Origin of the sequence: Bradyrhizobium sp. KB893862 SZCCT0404 (assembly GCF_018130885.1) — a bacterium.
Classification (GTDB): Bacteria; Pseudomonadota; Alphaproteobacteria; order Rhizobiales; family Xanthobacteraceae; genus Bradyrhizobium; species Bradyrhizobium stylosanthis.
On the sequence record NZ_JAFCLT010000017.1, the window covers coordinates 42,073 to 62,208 of the forward strand.

At 64.1% G+C, this 20,136-nt stretch carries 1 protein-coding gene (only partly in view); it reads right to left on the reverse strand.

Annotated elements, in window-relative coordinates; translation table 11 throughout:
• Positions 1–20,136, reverse strand: the 3' portion of a protein-coding gene (locus JQ617_RS38090) for an LEPR-XLL domain-containing protein (protein WP_212030838.1). Its footprint extends 8,130 nt past the window's final position; the window shows 20,136 of its 28,266 coding nt (coding positions 8,131–28,266); the start codon falls outside the window, past its right edge; its stop codon occupies positions 1–3.

The following is a 20,136-nucleotide window of genomic DNA, read 5'->3' on the forward strand; positions in this document are numbered from 1 at the left end:
TCAGGCATGGCCCGCACTATTACTCGACAATGGGCGTACGCGGAGACTCGCGTTCGGATTCCACTGGGCCTTGTCCTGCCCTACGTGGTTCAGGAAGTCGTCGAGCCACTCCTGCGAACCGTTCGAAGGTCCTGAGGCGAGATGCTCAACGGCATCGAGACTGTTCTGCCAGTTTATGCTCGTCGTCTCCTTCGCGCTATTGATATTCCGCGAGGAGTGATGCTCCGGCGAAGAGAGATCGTCCTGCTGCGCCGTAGAGCTCTTCGGGTTGCCACCCGTCAGGCTTGCCGACAGCGCGACGAATGACTTGCCGAGATCCTCGGCTGTGCCGACGGACTTGTGGACCTCGCCGTTCTGCGATGCGCTTGCGATCGGGCTCAGGAGGATGTTCGAGATCAGCGTGATACCGCTGGGCTCATCCTCCTTGGCGACCGCAGGTACCGGCGGCGCGATCGTGGCCGTTACCGGCCCAAGCGGGATCAGCGTCATCTGCGGCGTGACTTGCGCGGCAGGCGTGCTCTGCAGCACCGCCGCGGAAGCGGGTGCCGGATGACCGGTAGGCTCCGGCAGCCGCCTTTCGCCGGCGCGCAGGGTCATCCCGGCCACGTCGTCGCCGAGATCTTCCGGCATTCCCATCGCATTGCCCATCTCATGGACGAGCGTCGAGAGCAGGTCCATGTGTCCGGCAGCCGGGCTCGACGAAGCCGCTTCGGAGACTTCGCCGGACAGCCTGATCGAGAACTCCCGGTTGTCGCCGGGTGTCGGGTCGACGAACCAACCCCAACCGGCTGCATTGGGATCGAGAACGATCGTGTAGCCCGTCGTCGCGCCCAGCAGCTGATCCGGCAGGTCGGCCATCAGCACCGTGACCTGATCGAGGATCAGCAGACGCGGGTCGTCCGGCCCGAGCGCGGCGGCCCAGGCTTGCTTCGCAGCGGCAACGATGGCCGCCAGCTGATCGGCCGCCACGACGGCGATGTCCGTTGCCGGAGGCGCCGCCAGCGCAGCCGCCTGCGGCGTACCGCCGCCGGCATAGGCGATATCGTCACCGCGGATCAACACGTTGTCGAAGGACGCGTTGCCGTTGCGGGCGTAGAGCCCGAGGCTGCCGTCGTGCACCAGGAAGTTATACTTGAAGCTCAGGACACTCTTGCCGTTCAGCACGACGTTGACGCTATTGCCTACGGTCTCGGACAGGGCGACGAGCAGATTGTAGTCGGTCCCGGCCGTGATGGTCGTGCTCGCGACGGCGTCGACGTACCAGGTGCCGTTGCTGCGATGTCCGAGCACGACCTGGTTGGTTCCGGCGACGATGCCGGCATAGAGGAAGTCATTGGTCGACGTGTACGCGAAGGTGAGTCCTGCCGACGCACCGGCCTTGCTCGCATTCACCGTTGCCGAGTACTCGACGTACGACAGCGGCGCCACTGCCAGCGGCCTCGTGGACAAGGCGGCATCGTTCGCCGGCGGCACCGCGAAGTAACGGCCGCTCGTCCCGCTGGTGGTGGTCCACGTCCCGGTCTGCGCCACGAACTTGTTTGCGACGCCGTCCGAGAGGTCTTCGAGGACGGAGTAAGTGGGCGTGAACGGAAGCCGCTGCACCGAATAGGTGGTGAAATTGGTCAGGGAGCTGTTGGTTCCAAGACCCAGCATGCCGGTATTGAGCGGGCCGGCAAACGTGTACGACAGCGAATAGCCGTTGAAGGTGACCGTCGCGGTCATATAGTTCGCCGCCAACATGAATGCAGTCTGCTTGTTGACGCCGAGTCCCTTGACCGACAGCGTCGCGAGATCCGTCCATCCCGACGCCGTGCGCTGGCCGATCTCGATCGTGTTGTGGGTGACATCGATGCCGGCGTACTTGAAATTGTCCGGCGCCTGATAGTCGAAGATCACATAGCTGTTCTGGTTCGACCCGCCGCTGCCAACCTTCAAGGTCACCGGCACTTCATAATAGGTCGGCAGCCAGGTATCGAGATCGAACAGGCTGATGTTGTCGCCGCTGGCCGAACTCTGGCTGTTCGAGTACGAGGCGCTGACGATGCTCCACGACCCGGCAGCGGCGAACATGCCGGTCGGACCACCATTGCCCGTGAAACTCGCGCTCCGCAGCACGTCGCGCTGCGTGCCCGGCGTGTTGCCGGCCTGCGGATCGGTCGGCGCACCGGTCTGGGCGTGCCAGGCGTCATCCTGCTGCAGCACCAGACCAAGCTCACCGGCCGGCTCGCCGTTACGGCCCGGGTTGGGGTCATTGTTCTTGGTCGGCACCGGCGCCGTAGCGCCACTGTTCAGGTCGGAGTAGCGCGTGGCGTCGACGCCGTCGCTCAGCGATTCCGCATACAGGAAGTGGTGCAGGAACGGCTGCATCGTGCGGCTGACCGTGGCCATGCCGAACTCGGAGAACGGCACGAGATAGCTGTTGTACTCGCCGACCCAGTCGATCAACCGGTCGCCGCCCGTGTTGGCGATCAGAACGTCCTTCCCGGCTCCGCCGTAGGCCCGATCCTCGTAGGTCGGCGCGGTTTCCGGAACGTTGTTGAGCCCGCCTGCCGTCGTCAGGTCATCGTCGGCATTGAGCAGATCGTTGCCCCAGCCGCCATAGGTGTGGTCGCGGCCCGTGCCACCGACGATCCAGTCGTTGCCGTTGTCGCCGAAGATATCGTCGTTGCCGTCGTCGCGGACCGGCCCGTAGGTCACGGACTGGTTCTGGTTACCAGGCGTCGTGCCGCCCGGCCTCAGGACACCTTCGGTCTGGTCGAAGTTCAGGAACCACTCGAGTCCGGTACCCGTACTGCTGGCAGTCCCGTCCGCATTGAGGAGAATCTTCCGCATCGGGTTGTTTTCGTCATACAGTGCGAACTCGCCCGTACGGTTCGCGATGTGCGGATGGGTGAACTTGCCGTCAGGATCCACCGGATTGAAGCGCAGCGCGTCGCCGGGATTGAACGGATGGCCGTAGTCGGTCTCGGCGATGCCTGTCAGATCGAGGGTCAGTGGGTTCTGTATCTGCGTAAAGGAGAGCTTCAGCGCCTCGGCGCCCGAAATTGCATCGTCACCCGACCCGCCATGGATCCAGTCGCTGCCCAGGCCGCCGAAGATGATGTCGTCGCTATGCGACCTCGTCTTGCCGTCGCTCGCGGCGCCGTTGTTCTTCGTACTGAGGAGCGCGAAGTCGTCCTTGGTTCCGTTGAAGGTCGTATCCACGCTGAAGGGCGTCAGGTCGACGGTCTTCTTCAATGCGCCGCTCACATTGATCGTGTCGGTCTGCATGTTGCCCGGCGTATAGATGTACTCGTTCAGCGCGTTGCCGTTGCTGTACTTGGGATCGGGATCCGCGGAGAGCAGCGGCGCAATGCCGTTGAGCGGTTCGCCGGCGCTCTTCGTGTACTTGGAGATGTTGGTCGGGTCGGCGCTCAGGCTGTTGCGGCTGGTATAGATCCGGCCGTCGTCGCCGATGATGCCGTCATCGCCGGTGCCGCCTGAAATCCAGTCGTTGCCGTAGCCGCCGATGATGTCATCGTTCTGGCCTTCGCCGTACAGCCAGTCGTTGCCGAGCTCGCCGTAGATGAAGTCGTCGCCGGACTCGCCATGAACTTCGTCGGCCGCGCCGATGTCGTTCTTCGCAATCGACTTGTTGATGGGATCGGCTCCGTTGACGTCCGGTCCGCCCGGCGAATAGTCGAGCAGCCGCACGGCGCGAACCACGATCTTGGCCACGTCGTCGTAAGCCGTCCCTTCCGCGGTGCTGGTATCGTAGTTGAAGCGCAGGTAGCCGTTGAAGCTCTGCACCGTGGTCGCGATCGCGGTCGTGGTGAGATCTGCGTTCATCGTGAAGCTGGCGACGGTCCTGAGACCGACCGGATCCGCGACAACACCCTTGACGCCGACCAGGCGGATGATGTCGCCGTTATCGCCGACGATCGCGTCCGAGTCATTCGCGTGACCGCTTGCGCTCGTCGTAATGTTGCCGTTCGCATCGCTTGCGCCGTCACCGGCGCCGTTGCGTGCCACTGCCACGCCGGAACCGCCGAAGATCAGATCTGAATCGTCCGGGCGCAGGCTCTGGGAAATGTTGAACGTCGGATCCTTGAGGCTGAACATGTCGGAGTTGCCGCCGACCAGGTCATCCTGGTTCTGGTTGCCAAGCAGCAGGTCGTTTCCGGCGTTACCTTCGATGTAGTCCTGGCCATCGGCCGTGCCGTCGAATGACGGGCGCAGCAGCAGGCTATTATCCGAGCCGCGGAACGGATTGCCTGCGATATTGGTGCCGGTCTGGTACACCCCAACGCGTCCGCCCAGCTTGTCGTTCGAGCTCACGAGCATTGCGCCAAGGTTGTTGTCGACCAGGATGTGCGAGACATAGTCGATCGATCCGTCGCCCTGGGCCGTGTCATTGCCGGACTGACCGAAGATCATGTCGTCCTGGGAACCGCCCGCAATGTAGTCATCGCCAAAGGACTTCGAGACGGCCACCGACTTGGTCAGGTCGGGCAGCGTGTCGTACATGGTGACGAGGTAATCGCCCCATGCGCCGTGTCCGCGCGGATCTGCCTGCGGAATGCCGTTGGCGTAGTCCAGTCCGGCCGCCTGCGTGTCCGTGCTCAGCGCGGTGCTGTAGATCTTCGTGCCGCTCAGAGTCTCGAAGCGGAGATTGGAGTAATTGCCGAAGTGACCGGTGCGGTCGAGCGTGACGTTGTCGCCGAAGACGAGGTCACGATCAGTGCCGCCATCGAGCGCATCGTTGCCGGTACCGCCGATCAGGACATCTTCGCCGCCGTTGCCGTAGACGATGTCGTTTCCGCCGTTCTGGCGCGACTGGCTGACGATCGCGATGTCACGCGCCGTCGTCTCGATGCGCTGCGGCTTCAGGTCCACCGGCTTGGTGGTATCGCGTGCTCCGGAGACGTCCTGACGCACGTCGCCGAGGTCGGCGAAGATGATGTCGTTATAGTCGCCGAATGCGTTGGTGTTGGTCGAGGCTTGCGCATCACCATAGATCAGGTCGTCGCCGGCCTTGATCGTGTCGACATTTACGGCCCCCGAAGTACCGGCCGCGTTGGCAACCAGCAGCACGCGCCGGATCACGTCGACGTTGATGCCGGAGTCGCCGTAGATCTGATCGCCGCCGCGTCCACCGATGATCATGTCGTTGCCGGAGCCGCCGGCCAGGAAGTCGCTCGCCGCGCTGCCGATGATCGTGTCGTCGCCGCGGCCGCCATAAGCCGTGATGCCCACGGTCGGCAGACGCCCGTCCGCGATGCCGCCAAACAGACCATGCGCATCGATGACGTCGTTGCCGTCGAACTGATATTGCGCGGCCAGCGGGAAGACGAAGAAGTCCGCATTCTGGCCGAGCCGATTGCGTTCGACGATCGTGTTGGTTTGCGGAACGTCGCCGTTGAGCATGGCGAGCGCGCCGGGCCGCAGGTTCGCAAGATAGAGCGTATCGCGCTTCACCGGACCGCCGCTGATGACGACGGACTGGGAACCGCCTGGCGTAACGGCCTTGTCGACGGTGAGCTTGGTACCGTCGAGGGAAACGGCCAGCACCTTGTAGACCTGGTCGTTGGTTTCGATTGTTGCGCCATAGAGCGCAATCGAGATCGCCTTATCCGGGGTCACGGGCGTCTTGAACCCGTCATCAAGCCAGCTGCCGGTGGCGCGGGTGATGAAGTACTGCCCGCCCGAGCTGGAGAATGAGACCTGGTACTGCGTTCCGATCACCGCGATGGTGCCCACATCGATGCTGATGCGCGCGGTCTCGAAGGTGTTCGGCGCGGTCGGAATGAGCTGCTGGACCGCGGCAAGGGTGAGCTGGGTCGCGGTGACGCCGGTGATGACGTAATTCGGGCCCCCACCGCCGTCATTGTAAGTGGTGCCGGAGATCGAGATGCTCTGCCCGATCGCAAACTTGTCGTCAATCCAGCTTCCGCCGGCATCGCTGCGGGTGATCGTGTCGCCGCCGCCGCTGCGGGCAAAGACCAGGGACGTGTAGGTCTTGCCGATCGCGATCAGACCTTCGGGCACGAAGCCCGGATCGAACTGGCCGGAACCGAGCTTGATCGACGCGGTGTTCCACTCCTTGACCGCCTGGGTGGTCGACGTGTTCGAGATGGCCGTATAGCCGGGAAGCAGGTTGTTGAGCACGAGGACGTCGGTCGCGGTGGGATGCGCTAACGGGTCGGACGACTTGAAGCCGTACACGGTACCGACCGAAACGCCATTGATCGTCACCAGGCCGTTGACCTTGAAGCCTGCCGTGACCCACGAGGTTCCATCGGCCCTCGTCAGGTTGCCGAACGTATCGTCCGAGACCGAGACCGTGTTGAAGCCGGTGTAGGCCGCGCTGACTTGCACCGTGCCGGCCGGCGCGGTGATATTGTCGAACCCAACCAACGGGCTCGACGGGCTCGACAATGTGAAGGACACATTGTCCATATGCGGCTGCGGCTTGTTCGCGAACTTGCCGAGCGACTGCTGCGTGGCGACGCCGTTGTACCAGACGCCGTCCTGCGACGTGTCGCCGTAAACGACGAGCGGCGCGTCGACATTGACCGTCATCGGCACGGCCGTCTGACGCGGCAGGACAGCTCCGTTCACCAGCACGGTCTTGAAGTGGCCGGTATTGCCGACCTGATCCGCAAAGCCTATGACGATGAAGTTGCCATAGAGCGAGATCTTGGCCGGTTCGGTCGCGGCGAAGTCTAGGGTCGGCACCACGGTATTGGCCGCCGTCAGGGTCAGCACGGTCGCCGTGACGTTGGCAATCGTGAAGCTGCCTTTGTTGGTCAGGAATCCGCCGGTGTTGCTCGGGTCGGTGTTCTTGCTGGTCGTGTCGGTGATGACGATTGTCTGACCAATCGCAAAACCGTCACTCATCCAGTTGCCGCCGCTGCGCGTGATCGTGTCGCCCGTCGCGCTGCGCGCGAAAGCGACCTGCGGGAAGCTGAACGTGGCGCTGATGGTCACCTGCTGGCCGACCGCAAAGGCGCTGTCGCCGCTGTCGGTGCCATCCCAGGTGTGCCCGTCGTTGCGTGTCAGGCGATTGGTCGTGCCCGCCGGATCGCCACCAACACCACCGACCGGTGTGACAGGCGCCGTCACGTCGAAATTGCCGGTCACCACCTCGCTGCTGCCATTGACATTGATGGTGTCGCCGCCAATGCGGACGATCGCGACCTTCTGCACCGCGGGCAGCGTCGTGAGATCGGCCCCCTGCAGAGTCAGCTTCGTCGCGGTCGGATCGTCAGAGACCAGCCAGTAGCCGGACTGACCGCCGATCGTCACGGCCTGTCCGATCGCAAAGCCGTCGCTGATCCAGTTGCCGCCATCGCTGCGGGAGATCGTGGTCTTGGTCAGCGTAAACGGCGTTGCCGCGCTGGACGAAACGATGTTGCGGCTGCTCACCGCCACCACGCCTGACGTGGGCGCCACTGCCCCAAGGGACAGACCATCGAGGATGAGCACGCTGCCGAAGCCCGAAGTCGCCGTCGCGTTGTCGAAGCCGAGCACCGTGCGTGTGCCGAGGAGCCCGCCGATCGAGAACGCCACCTGCTGTCCGGCCGCGAAACCGAGGCTTGCCCAGGTCAAGCCGTCACTGCGCGTGATGCGATTGAAGCCGTCTGCACCCGCTACTGCCAGGTTCCCGGTCGTCTGATTGCCGAGGACCTGACCGGTGACCACGGCGAGCTGGTCGATCACCGAGATCGTGCCCAGTTGCTTCGTGCCAGGCGTTAGAACTGGCGCGCCGGCGGCCGGCAATAGCGTCAAGGCGCTGCCCGGCTTGTGCGAGGCGTCCGGCTCTCCGGTCGGCGGATTTCCGGCCGGCGGATCGCCGATGGCGATGATCGTGTACGACCCGACGAGGCCGCCAACGTTGAGCAGCACCTGCTGGCCGACCGCAAAGCCGTCGACCGCCCAGTTCAGGCCATCCGAACGCACCAGTCGATATGTGCCCGCTTGCGTACCCGCATAAGTGTTGAAATAGCCGCCATTGTTGGCGATCAGCTGCAGCGGTGCGTTGCCGCCGCCGTGGATCGTCGTGAGCCCACCATGCTCGGAGACGAGACCGATCGTGCCGTCGGCATTGTGGTCCGGACCCGGAATGAGGGTGCTGTTGATGTCGAGCTTGTCGTTGCCCTGGCCAAGGAAGATGTTCACGACCTCGAGCGTCGAATGGCTACCGTCGGTCAGGAACACTTGTTTGGTCGGATCGCCAGGGAACTTCGGGTCCTGCGCCAGCACGATCGAGCCGTAGCTGATGCCGCCAGGATACACGCCGCTCTCGCCGAACGGATGTGCTCCGCCGAGCATCGCCGTGAAGTCGAGATCCGCCTTGTTCATGTTGAGGCCGGTGAGCGCCGTCGACGTCAGCTTGCCGGTGGCAGCGCCCTGCGTGCCGTCACTATAGACGTTGAGCACGTCGATCGACTGCGTCTCCGGCGGCTGCGGCGGAATGTTGAAGAACGGGCCATTGGCCTCGCCGGGCAGCAGCACGGCCTGTACGAGCGAGCGGTCGGCGCTGGTCGTGCCGCCCTCGACCGCAAGCGGACCCCTGATGCCGCTCAACGTGTGAGCTGACTTCGGGAAGGCGCGCAGGTTCTCGTGCCCGGGCTGGATGTCGAAATACGGATCCGCCTGCACCTTGATCGTCGCCTGCGTGTACCAGGGATACGTGCCATTTGTCGGATCGAATTCGACCCGTGCGGCCATCTGGACCATGTTGACGTTGATGGGCGTGCTCGGCAGCAAACCTCCGGGCGGACGGCCGCTATACTTGACCGGTCCGACAACCGTGCCGTTCAGGCCGTCGGTCTCCGGATGGTCGGTCAGCACCATCTTGTCGAGCTTCCCGGCGTCCGTGCCGGTGATCAGATCGATCTTCACCAGCACCGGGCTGCCGCCGGCCAGATTCGTGATCTGCACCAGCTGGCCTTCGAAGAAGCCGCTGTCGAGCCAGCTCGAGCCGTCAGTGCGAACCAGCGTATCCAGCATCTTGCTGATGGCGGCGCCCTTGAGGTCACCCGCCTGCCCGCTCAGCCCGGTCGTAGCCGTGAGCGTCAGTTGCGTGTCGGTCACGCCGCCCGCAGCGATGGTGAAATCGCCCACGATCGTGCCGTCATTGCGCTGCAGGCGGATGATTTCGCCCGCCGCAAAGTTGTCATTGATGAAGCTTCCGATGGCGGACCGCGTGATGACCGCCCCGTTCACCGTGATGTTGCCGGTGAACATCAAGAACGCCTCGTCCGCGGCGGTATACTTGACCGTCCCGTTGTTATAGACGCCGTTCGACTTGACGGTGGTGATCGAGATGGTCTGGCCGGCCGTGGAGTTGAACGTCCCCGACACGCTCGGCAGGACCGCGCCGCCGGCGTTGGTCAGCTTGATGAACTGATCGCCCACCGATCCCTTGGCGGCATCGATCTTGTAGGTGCCGTCCACGCCACCCGGGCCGGTGCCGGTGATCGTGATCGTCTGCCCCGGCAGGAAGCCGTCGGCGATGAAGCTGCCGAGCTCGGAGCCCGGGGCGCGCTTGATCATCCATACGCTGGTGGACGGATCCTGGCCGACCGAGATGTTGCCCTTGGTGAACAGGGTCAAGGTCTGGGTAAAGCCGGTTTGCTTCAGGGTGATCTGGGCGCCGTCCGGGATGATGTCGGTCTGCCCGTCGGTGATCACATCGACATTGACCGTGGTCAGCGGCACCTTCGTCAGGCGCATCGTGTAGGTGTCGGGGTCGCCCGGCCCCTGGGTGGCCGTGCCGGCGCTCACCAACGTGGCGCCGCCGCTCTCGAGCGTGAAGAGGCCCGCTGCGCCGTCGTCGAAGACCTGCGCGTCGATGTTCTGGGTGATGCCCGAGCCGTTGATGCGGAACTTCACAGGCAGCAATGCCGTGGGATTCTCGACGGCCGGAATCACCGTCAGCCGCGTGGTCAGCGTCAGGATCTTGCCGGTCACGTCCACGCTCTTGATGACGAACAAGGCGTTGTTGGTGAGGCCGCCTGCGATGGTCTGCGTGCCGGAGATGATGATGTTCTGGCCCGCCTTGTATCCATCGGTGATCCAGCTGCCCGTGTCACGGGTGATGGTATCGCCGGTGGCATGCTGCGCGAACGTCAGCTGGACGCCCGAATAATTGATGCCCACAGCGGCATTCTTGTAGGCGGTATCCGTCGTCGCGTGCCCGGCAATCGTGTCGACCACGGCCGCCGTAATCGTCGTGTCGTGCGGATCCTCGGTGGGCAGACGCTGTATCGCATGCGTCGTCACGATGACCGGCGTGGTGTCGCCAGGTCCGAAGGTGATGTAGTAGACGCCGTCCTGGTCGGGCAGCGCAGCCTGAACAACGTGGAATCGCGCATCCGTGGAGCTCAGCGAAACGCGGAGGTCCTTCGGCACGCTCGGATCGAGATACTGCGGATTGATCGCCACCTGGACGGTGCCGGTCGGTGGGGTTGCGAGCTCGACCGCGAAATAGTCGTCCACCGAGGTGATCGGCGCCGGATCGTCCGGAGCGGTCGTGCCCTCGAGCACCTTGGTCACTCCATCCACCGGCCGGCCATAGCCCGGATATTTCACGAAGTCCGGCACCGTGACCGTGGCATCGAGCTGCGTCACCTTGACGGCAGGCTGGTCGTTGTCGTGGATCGTGACCTCGACGTTGCGCACGATCGCGTGGTCGAAGGTCGGATCTGTGCTCAGCACCGTATGGCTGATCGCAACCGTCCGGTCGCCTTCGGCGAGCTGATCGTCGACCGCCACGACGTGAACATACTGTTCAGTGTCCCAATTGCTGCTGTCGAACACGAGCACGATGGCGCGCGCCGGCACGTGGATGAGCGTGCCGTTGAGCACGACGTCGCGCGCATAGGCTGCCGGCGTCAACAGGCCGGCCTTGTCCTTGTCACCCATGGCAAGCGGATTGCCGGACGCCAGCAGGATGCTGTCGCCAAGTCCCAGCGTGTCGATGATGTCGCCGGAGGCGATCGCACCGGCCGCGACATGCTCCTCCTCCGGGTTCATCGCGGCCGAGATCGTGATGTAGACGGACGTTCCGACGACCGGGATGTGCCCGAGGCGAATGCCGTAGACGTCGTCGGCAGGATTGCCGCTGATCAGCTTGCCTTCCGTCACGTCGGTGATGCTCGGGCTCAGATCGTGCGGGACGTTCTCGTCGATGATCACCTGCCCCTGGTCGGGACGCGAAACGCTGAGCGAAATGCCGTCGGGAACGACCGGCTTGTATGCCCCATCGTCCGTCGAGATGCGGTGATTGATGGTCGAGCTCGTGCCGTTGATGTCGCGCGACACCACGTCACCGGCCACGTCGCCCGCGACATTGATGGCATCGTTGCCCAGGCCGCCGATGACGCGGACGGCCATGCCGGGCGGCGTGCTCAGCACATCGATAGTGTCGTCGCCTTCGAGAGCATCGACCTCGAGCACCTCGATATTCTTGTAGGTGACGGTCAGGCCGGCGCCGAAGATGCCCTTGTCGGTCACGACGATATGGTCGGCGAACTCGGTACCGAGGATCACCAGCTTGTCGAAGCCGGAGCCGCCATCGACCGAAACCGGCGCATTGATGTTGTATTCCACCTGGTTGCTGCCGGCACCGGTGCGGATCGCAGTCTCGGCCGCGGTCGAGAAGCCCTTGGTCAGCTTCGGCATCGCGATCTGCTGCACAGGATCGAGCCAGACGATGTCGCCGCTGGTGGGATCGGTCTGGGCCAGCGCGAACGCGCGAACCGTGAACAGGTCGTTGCCGTCGTCGCCTTCGAGACGCAGCACTGCCTGGTTGCTGTAGACCGTGAACGTGTCGTCGCCGCTGCCGCCCTCGGCAACCAGCGGCGAGGTCGCACCGGCGGACAGCCAGCCGCGTGTCGTTGCAACCGTGCCGTAGATGCTCTGCGGGGTGAGCGAGTTCGGAAGCTGCGGGAACAGGTCCGCGGCGGTGACGATGGATCCGCCCAGCGTGTTGCCGAGTGGTCCCGCCGAATGCGTGCTGGCATCGCGCTGATAGCCGTAGATCTGTCCAATCTGGAAGGTGTCGTTGGCGGCACCGCCGTCCAGGGTGGTGGTCGTGGCATCGTCGTCGACCGCGAAGTAGTCGTTGCCGCCCTGTCCGAACACCATCAACCGGCCATTGACCGAACTGTCGTAGTTGATGCGCTGGACGGATTCCGAGCGCACGCTTCCGTCGGCCGGCTGGTCAGAGGCCTGCGCCTGCGTGAGGGCCGTACCGGGCTTGGTCGGATCGAAGTCGAGCACGGCGACGAAGGCCGACTCGTTCGCGTAGAGCTGCGGACGGGATCCGGTCTCGCGCGGAATGTCGGTCGTGCGGCGGAGCAGGAAGATGTCGTCGAACGCCTTGCCCGCGCCGATGAAGTTCGGATCGATATTGTCCTTGCCGTAGACCGAGAGGTTGTTGACGCCGTCCGTCGGTCCGCCGCTGTCGAGCACGTTGATGACGTAGTTGCGATTGTAGGGGTCGACCAGATTTCCCTGCGCATCCGTCTTTCCCCGCGTACCTGTCGTATTGATGACATAGGTATCGGTGCCGGCCTGGCCGTCGAGGGTCAGCGTGTCGCTCGACGCCGTCGCCGCAGCGGTCTGGGTGTACACCATCGACTGGAGCTCGTTGACCACGAAGAAGTCTTCGCTGTCGCCGGTCGGGGCAAACGGATTGAGCCTGGTGTTCTTGATCTTGACGTTGACGTTCGTGGCCGTCGAGACGACCCGGGCGGAGCTCAGGGTCAGCACCGTGGCCGCTGCTGATATGCCCGTAACGGTATAGACGCGATTGTTGGCAATCGGAATGTTGACGTCGTCGGAATCAACCGTGATGACATCCCCGATCGCGAAGCCGGCGAAGGTGCCGCCATCCGTACGCGTGATGGTGTCGCCATTGGGATCCGGCGCAAACGTCACCTTCGCGTCGATCCCGGCCGTCGTCGTGGTCGGCGTGTTGCTGCCATAGGCGCGCGTATTGCCGCCGGAATAGAACGACATCAGGCGAGCCGGTCCGAGCAAGCCGGTCGGAATCGTCTGGCCCTGTCCGCCCGGAATCGGCGACGACGGGGTGCCGCTCAGGCCGCCGAGCCAAGTCTCGTCGAAGAATATCTGGTCGGTATCGGCGTTGCCGAAGATGCGGGTAAGATACCCGCTCGCAGTCGGGCCGTGCGCGATGACGCCATGCAGGTGCATGACGGTGCCGAAGTTCGGCGTGTCGTTCGGCGTATCGGCGTCGAATTGCGCCACACCGCTGGACAGTTCGCCGGTCCGGCGGAAATCGCCGTAGATGTCGATGTTCTTTGCGGCGAGAATCTGCGAATTCGCTTCCGTCGTCACGTTATCGCCGACGCGCAGCAGGATCGAGCCGTTCGGCGTGTTGACGAGACCGTGCACCATGGTCTCCGGCGCGTTCTCGAGGAACAGAACGCTCCCGGAATCCAGCAGATGCAGATCCTCGCCCTGCACGGCGCTCTCGCGCACCGTGAAGCGGATGTTGCCGTTGATGTCGCCGTCGCCGCCGGCGATCCCCAAGGCCTGCAGCAGCACGACTTCGGCATTGCGGGCGTAGAACGTCCCGACCGCGGTCGTCGGCAGGGCTTCGCTGAGATAGATGCTGCCGGTCGCCCGTGCGCCGATCGTGCCGTACCCGTAGGCCTGCGAATCGATCTCGAGATCGTTGCCGCCGTTCGCATTGCCGATATTGCCGCCCTCGGCGAACAGGTTGATCGTATTACCGATTACGTTGGCGGTGTCGGCGCCGACGCCGCCGTTGCGGGCATCGACGATGGAGCCCGGATCCGTGGCGAGCGTCACGTCGCCCTTGGTCTGGACCAGCTTGACCTCGAGATCGTCGATCTCCTTGCCGAAGGCATCGGTGTGCGACGCACCGGCGCTCCCGAGCAGACTCAGCGACTCCGCACCCCGCACCACTTCCGTGATGAAGATGCCAAGCGTATTGGCCTTGCTGGCGACCGCGATGTCGTTGGCGGTGAGCACGCCCAGGCTCGAGCCCGTTCCATAGAGCTCGTCGACGTTGATCTCGATGAAATTGTCAGGGGTTCCGATGCCGCCGGTGCCCGACTTGTCGCTCGCCGTGCCGGTGATCCCGCTGTCGCCCGCCGTCATGGTGATATTGACGGCGGTGACGTCGGCCTCCGACCCGATGCCGTCGTTCAACGCATCGATGATCATCCTCGGCGAATGCAGCGTCACGTCGTTCGCGGTCGACATGATGCGGCCGACGCGCAGATCGTCGGTCTTTTCGGCGAGGTCGATCCAGCCGTTGGTCAGCACATCCACATGATGGCTATCGCCCGATGCCGGCGCACCGCCGCCGACGATCTCGGTGATCGCCTTGACGTTGATGATCTTGCCGTTTCCGGCAGTCGGCTGCGCGGCTGTGAGAATGATGTTGCTGTTCGACTGGATTCCGGGCCGGTACAGATTGCCGTCCGTATCGAAGGCGCGAACATCGTAGGTGCTGTTGATCGTGTTGTTCGGGGCCAGCGTGGCGAACGCACCGACGTTCTCCGGCACCGGCGAGCCGATCGGCTGGTTGAAGAACGTGTTGTGGATCTCGCCGTTCGGATTCGGATGCGCCTTGTACCGGACCTCGACGCCGCCACTGTTCGGAACCCCCGTCTCCTTGACGCTGGGCTGCATGATGATGTTGGTCGTGCCGCCGGTGACCACGGCGTCGATATGGACGCGGTAGTCGGTGACCGTGTCGTCGCGCAGCCGGCCGAGCACGTCGAGATTGGCATCGCCCGCGGCCTTGACCGTGAAGCGCTGGGCAGGCGTCAGCGAATGACTGGTCGTCAGCGTCGACGTGCTCGGGTCAAGCGTCAGCGCCAGTCCCGGATTGGACAGGGACGCAAGCTTGATCGAGAGATCGCCCGGCGACGTGATGACGACGTAGTACTTGCCATCCGTCAGCCCGCCGATCGCCGTGCCGCTGGTGTGATACTGCACCAGTTCGCCGCCGAAGAACTGATTCCGGCCAAGGAAGATCGACCCGTCGGTGGCGGCCCGCGCGGTCAGGAAGCTGGTGGCTGCCGGCAATCCGGCGGCTTCCACCTGGTCGATATTGACCCGCCCCCCGACACCAACGCCGGCGTTCGCCGACTCGATATCGACGATGTTGGTGCGCACCAGCGACGCATTGGGATCGGCGCTGGTCAGGTCACGCGGCTTGGTCGCGCGAACGTTGCCATTGGCATTGCGGATGATCGTCGTGCCGATCGGGTTCTCGATGGTTCCCTGGAGCAGCACGGAATTGGCGCTGCCGAAGTCCTCGATCTCCACTCGCGTCGGCGTGACGGTGCGCTTCAGATTGAAGCTGATCGTCGGCGTGTTGTCGTAGGGCACGAAGTCCACGATCGGGTGATTGGGACCGCGATTGAGGACATCGATGTTGTTGATCTTGAGATCGAACCCGGAATTGTTGGTGATCAGCACCTGCTGGTACGAATCCCGGAATTCCCAGGTTCCGCTGCCCGCACCCGGCGAGCCGTTGCCGCCGAGAATGGTCGGCGAGTCGAAATAGACCTCGCCCGGATCGTCGTTGACGATGTTGTCGACGTTGATCACGCCGCCCGAAACGGCGCTGCTTCCGAACAGCGGCTCGAACACGCCGTTCACGGAGATGTTCACCGCCTTGTCGATATTCCCGGACGAATTGATGACCAGCTCGGGCGAACGCCCGGAGAAGATCACCACGTCGGAGCTGAAGTCGATCTTGCGCGTGACCGTCGGATCCTGCGGACCCGAACTGCTGCCGCCGGCGGCGAGCGAACGGCGCTTCACATCGCCATGGTCGACGAAGCCGATCTTGCCGTTCTTCGTGTCCGAATAGAGCGCCAGGTGATTGTAGTCCGTGATGTCCTGCAGCGCCGGGTCGTTGGGATCGCGCGGACCCGCCGTGACCAGCGAGTGGAGCTCGCCAAGAATGGTCGACGCGAGCGTCGTGTGGTTGTCGGCCGACCCGTCGACATAGCCGAACAAGCCCGTGGCACGGCCGAACGCATCGGCAACAGAAGTGACCGCCTGATGGTCCGGAGCCGAATTCGGATCGGGATTGTAATAGCGCGCCACCAGATCGACGCCTTCATAACCCATCAGCGAGGCATTGGCGTGCAGATTGACGTTGTTCTGGGCGTTGATGGTCGTGTCGGCCGAGCCGGTGCCGACCGCAACCAGGCCGCCGCCGTCGCCACGCGACCGCGCCTCTACGTCCATCCACGGCACCGCGGCCGCGGCCAGAATCGCACGCGCCGTCAGCGACGCCGCCGTGGCGAAGTCCACGGTCGTCTCGTCGGTCGAGCTCGAGGTCGCATAGGCATTGCCGTCGCCGCCGATGCCGATACCGGTCGAGCCCGAATTGGTCGACTGGGCGGTGCCCGTCGTCGCCGAAACGATCGCCGTGTTGCCCGCCAGGACGTCGGAGCCGTCCTTCATCTTTGCGGTGGTGGTGTTGTTGACGGTGGAATGGGTGTGGGTGATGGCAACGCCCACGGCGCCGCCGGTCGTGGACCGTGCCGCGGCCGAGGCCCCCGTAAACAGGTTCGATGTCAGGTTGAAATTGCCACCGGCAATGATGCGCGTGCCGGCGGTGACCCACACTTCACTCTTGTTGGTCGAATCACTGGTCGCGGACGAACCGCCTACGCCCACCAGGCCGCCAGTGCCGTTGGCACCGCTGGCGCTGCCGCTGGTGATCGAGTTGGTCGTGATCGACACGTCGAGATTGGCGTGCGCGAGGCCGGCCTGCATGTAGGCATTGACGGTCGGGCTGTCGGTGATCGTGCCATCGTTGATGTTCACGCCGACGAAGCCGCCGCCCGAGCCGCGCGCGACCGCAGAGGAGTTGCCGTCGCCGATCGGCGGCGACAGCACCGAGAGCGGGACGCCGCCCGGTCCCGTGAGGGTCGCGCCCGTCACGTTGCCGGTGATGTCCATGCGGACCCACTGATTGCCGGTGGCCGTGCTGGTCAGGTCGACGCTTTCCGGCCCGATCTTGTGGTTGCTGGTCGGCGAATCCGGGCCAATGAGAGTCAGTGCCGGACCGTTCGGCGCCAGCGCGAGCTGGAAGGAATCGTCGTTCTCGGGATTGATGACGTAGAAGGTGCGTCCGTCGGCATTGAAGCGGGTAAGGCCGCCGTCCGTCGAATATTGCATCGGCAGGTCGCCGCTCCTGACGAGGCTGTGCACCGCGGCCTTGTCGGCGGCAATGGACTTGGTGAAGACGCCCGCGGCGACGACATTGTCCGTGTCCTTGAGCGTGAGGGTTTTGCCATCCACCGAGATCGCGCTGATGGTGAAGCTGCCGTTGTTGGTCGACTTGTCGGTCGCGGTGGTACCGCCGCTCAGGGACACCACCTGCCCGACCTTGTAGCCGTCGGCCAGGAAGCTGCCGGAGCTGCGCTGGATCTGGTCGAGATTGCCGCCCGCACCGTCGTTGATGAACGTCAGCGCCAGAGTCTGCGCCTTGGTCGGCGCCAGCGCGATCGCGTTGCTCTCGATGGTCTTGGTGAAGTCGCCGCCCGTGACGGTGTTATTGACGCTGAGCTTCAACGTGTCGTCGGTGACGTCCACCAGCGTATAGGTGGTGTTGTTGGTGGCGACTGCGCCGGTGACGGTGATCTGCTGTCCGATCGCAAATCCCGCATCCTTCCAGCTCCCCGACGCACGCGTGATCGTGTCGTTGACGGCGTTGTTGCCGCTCTTGTGGAAGGTGACGGCAACATCTTTGACGTAGGCGTCGAGCTGCACGATGCTGTTGTTGGTGCCTCCGGCACCGGAGACGCGGTAGGTCGTCCCGTCCTTCAGGCCTCCGATGGCGGCCCCGTTGGTCACGTGATAGATGACCTCATCGGTGTTGTTGAAGCCGGACGGGATCGGCTTGCCGTCGTTGCCCGTGTTGTCGGCGGTGCCGGAAGTGTCGATAAACTCGATGTTGTTGGCATTCGTGTTGTCGTGGAGCTCGGCCACGCCGCCGCTGGTCGTGTCGTTGACGTCGACCTGCTGGTTCGAGAAGGTCATCGCAGCCGGCGCGTGATAGGTCACCGGCAGGTTGGTCGCGTAATTGGTGCCGGTCACCGTAATGGTCGATCCGGACGGCGTGAAATTCTTCAGGGGGTCGTTGGCCGGGACCGACGGGTCATAGGTCGTCAGCTTGATCGACGTGCCGTCGACCACCTTGACCCAATACAGGTTGCCGCTGATCAGGCCGCCGATCTGCGTGCCGCCCGCCGTGATGTACTGCACCTTGTCGCCGGTGATGAAGTGATGCGGCGCGTCGAACTTGATCGTGTCGGTATCGACGTTGACATTGTTGGAACCACCGCTGAACTGCGAACCAAATGACAGGTCGTTGCCGTCGACCGACAGGACGCTGTACTCGCGGTTCTGCGTCAGGCCCGACTGGGTCGCTCCGTCGAAGACGGCAGCATCGCCCGTATTCAAGCCGTGATTATCGACTTCCACGGTGTTGTTGGCATCGCTGCCGGCCACCACGGCGTAGGTCGGCGCCGGCTTGCCCTGGGGCGTCGCTTCGGCATGGACCGTGATGCTGCCGCCTGCGTCGATCGATGCCGCCATGGCATAGGCGGTGGCGACGGGCGTCAGGCTCGTGGTCGCCTTCGAGCCGCCGACGCTGATGCCGCCGATGCTCGTCCCCTTCGTCAGCGCGTCCGCCTCGGGATGGGACAGCGCGTTGACGTCGAGGTTGGAGCTGACCTTGATCGTGCCCGTGGATGCAATGTAGCCCTTGACGGTCGTATTGGCGGTTGCGTTGGTTACGTTCAACTGGCCTGCATACATGCCGCCGGTGGCGGCTTCCGCAACGGCATTGGCCGAATCGACCGACTTGCCCTGCACCGTCAGATTGGACGCGCCTGCCGTGTTGTTGGCGCCGACGACCTGGCCGTCCAGATGGGCTTCGATGTCGCCATCGGTGTGCGCCTCGGCCGAGGTGCCGCCGAGACCCGCAAAGCCGATCGCGACGCCGCTGGCCTTTGCAGCCGCCAGATCATGGCCTTCCGCCAGGATCTTGACTTCGCCCGTTCCTGCGATGGTCGCGCCACTTCCAACCACCGTCTCGAGGATCGGGCTGTTGGTCGATTTCGCAACCGCACCTGATGCCGCCGCGACGCCTCCGGCGCCCGCGAATGCCGTCGCCGACGATCCGTAATCGTCCGGCGCCCCGACATTGGCGTTGGTCTCGACGGTGACGTTGCGGGCCTTGACATTGCCCTTCACCAGCTTCGAACGCACCTGGGGCCTGGCATCGACACTGGCCCAGGACAGGCCAGCCGCAAAGCCGCCAACGCTAACGCCCGTGACGGTCGCATCGAGGTTGTCGGTCGACGAGGCCGAGACCTTCAGGTCGCCCGTGCCGTTGAGCGTGATGTTGGCGCCGTTCGCACCGTCACCGACCTTTGCGATCACATCCGGCGTGACCGTCACGAACGAGAAATTGGCGGTGAGCGCAACGCCGCCGCCCGCGAGGCCAAAGGCATTGGCCTTGACCAGCACCGTGGAATCCGCGTCGACGGTGACGCTGCCGACGTTGTCGCCAACACCCTGTCCGATCGACACGTTGTCGCCGATGAAGGCGAGCACGTCCGTCGCGCTGTCGTTATGCACGTCGACCTTGGTGAAGGATGCACCCGCCGCGACACCGCCGACCGATATGCCGACGGAGAGAACATTGATGTCCTGCTTGGCATTGGCATGAATGTCGATATCCGTCGCCTTGTGCACGACCGCGCTGTCGATCAGACCTGCGGTCACCGTGCTGGTGTCGTTGATCACGGCAACGCCGGCGCCGATGCCGATCACGCCGCCCACAGCCGCGAATGCGACCTCGTCGACCTTCTCGTAGAGGTCGGCATGGATATTGAGTGCGCCGCCCGCGGACAAGATGCCGCCGGCGGTCGCCGACACGTTGGAGGCGATGTTCAGAACGCCGATGCCCGCCCCGATTCCGGCGAGGCCGATGGCGATACCGCCCTGCGTCGTGGTCATGTGCAGGTTTTCCACCGCGTTCACGGTGATGTCGCCGTTCACCGCGGTGACGTGAGCGCCGCCACCGATCGCCGCGTTGGTACCCACGGTCGGTCC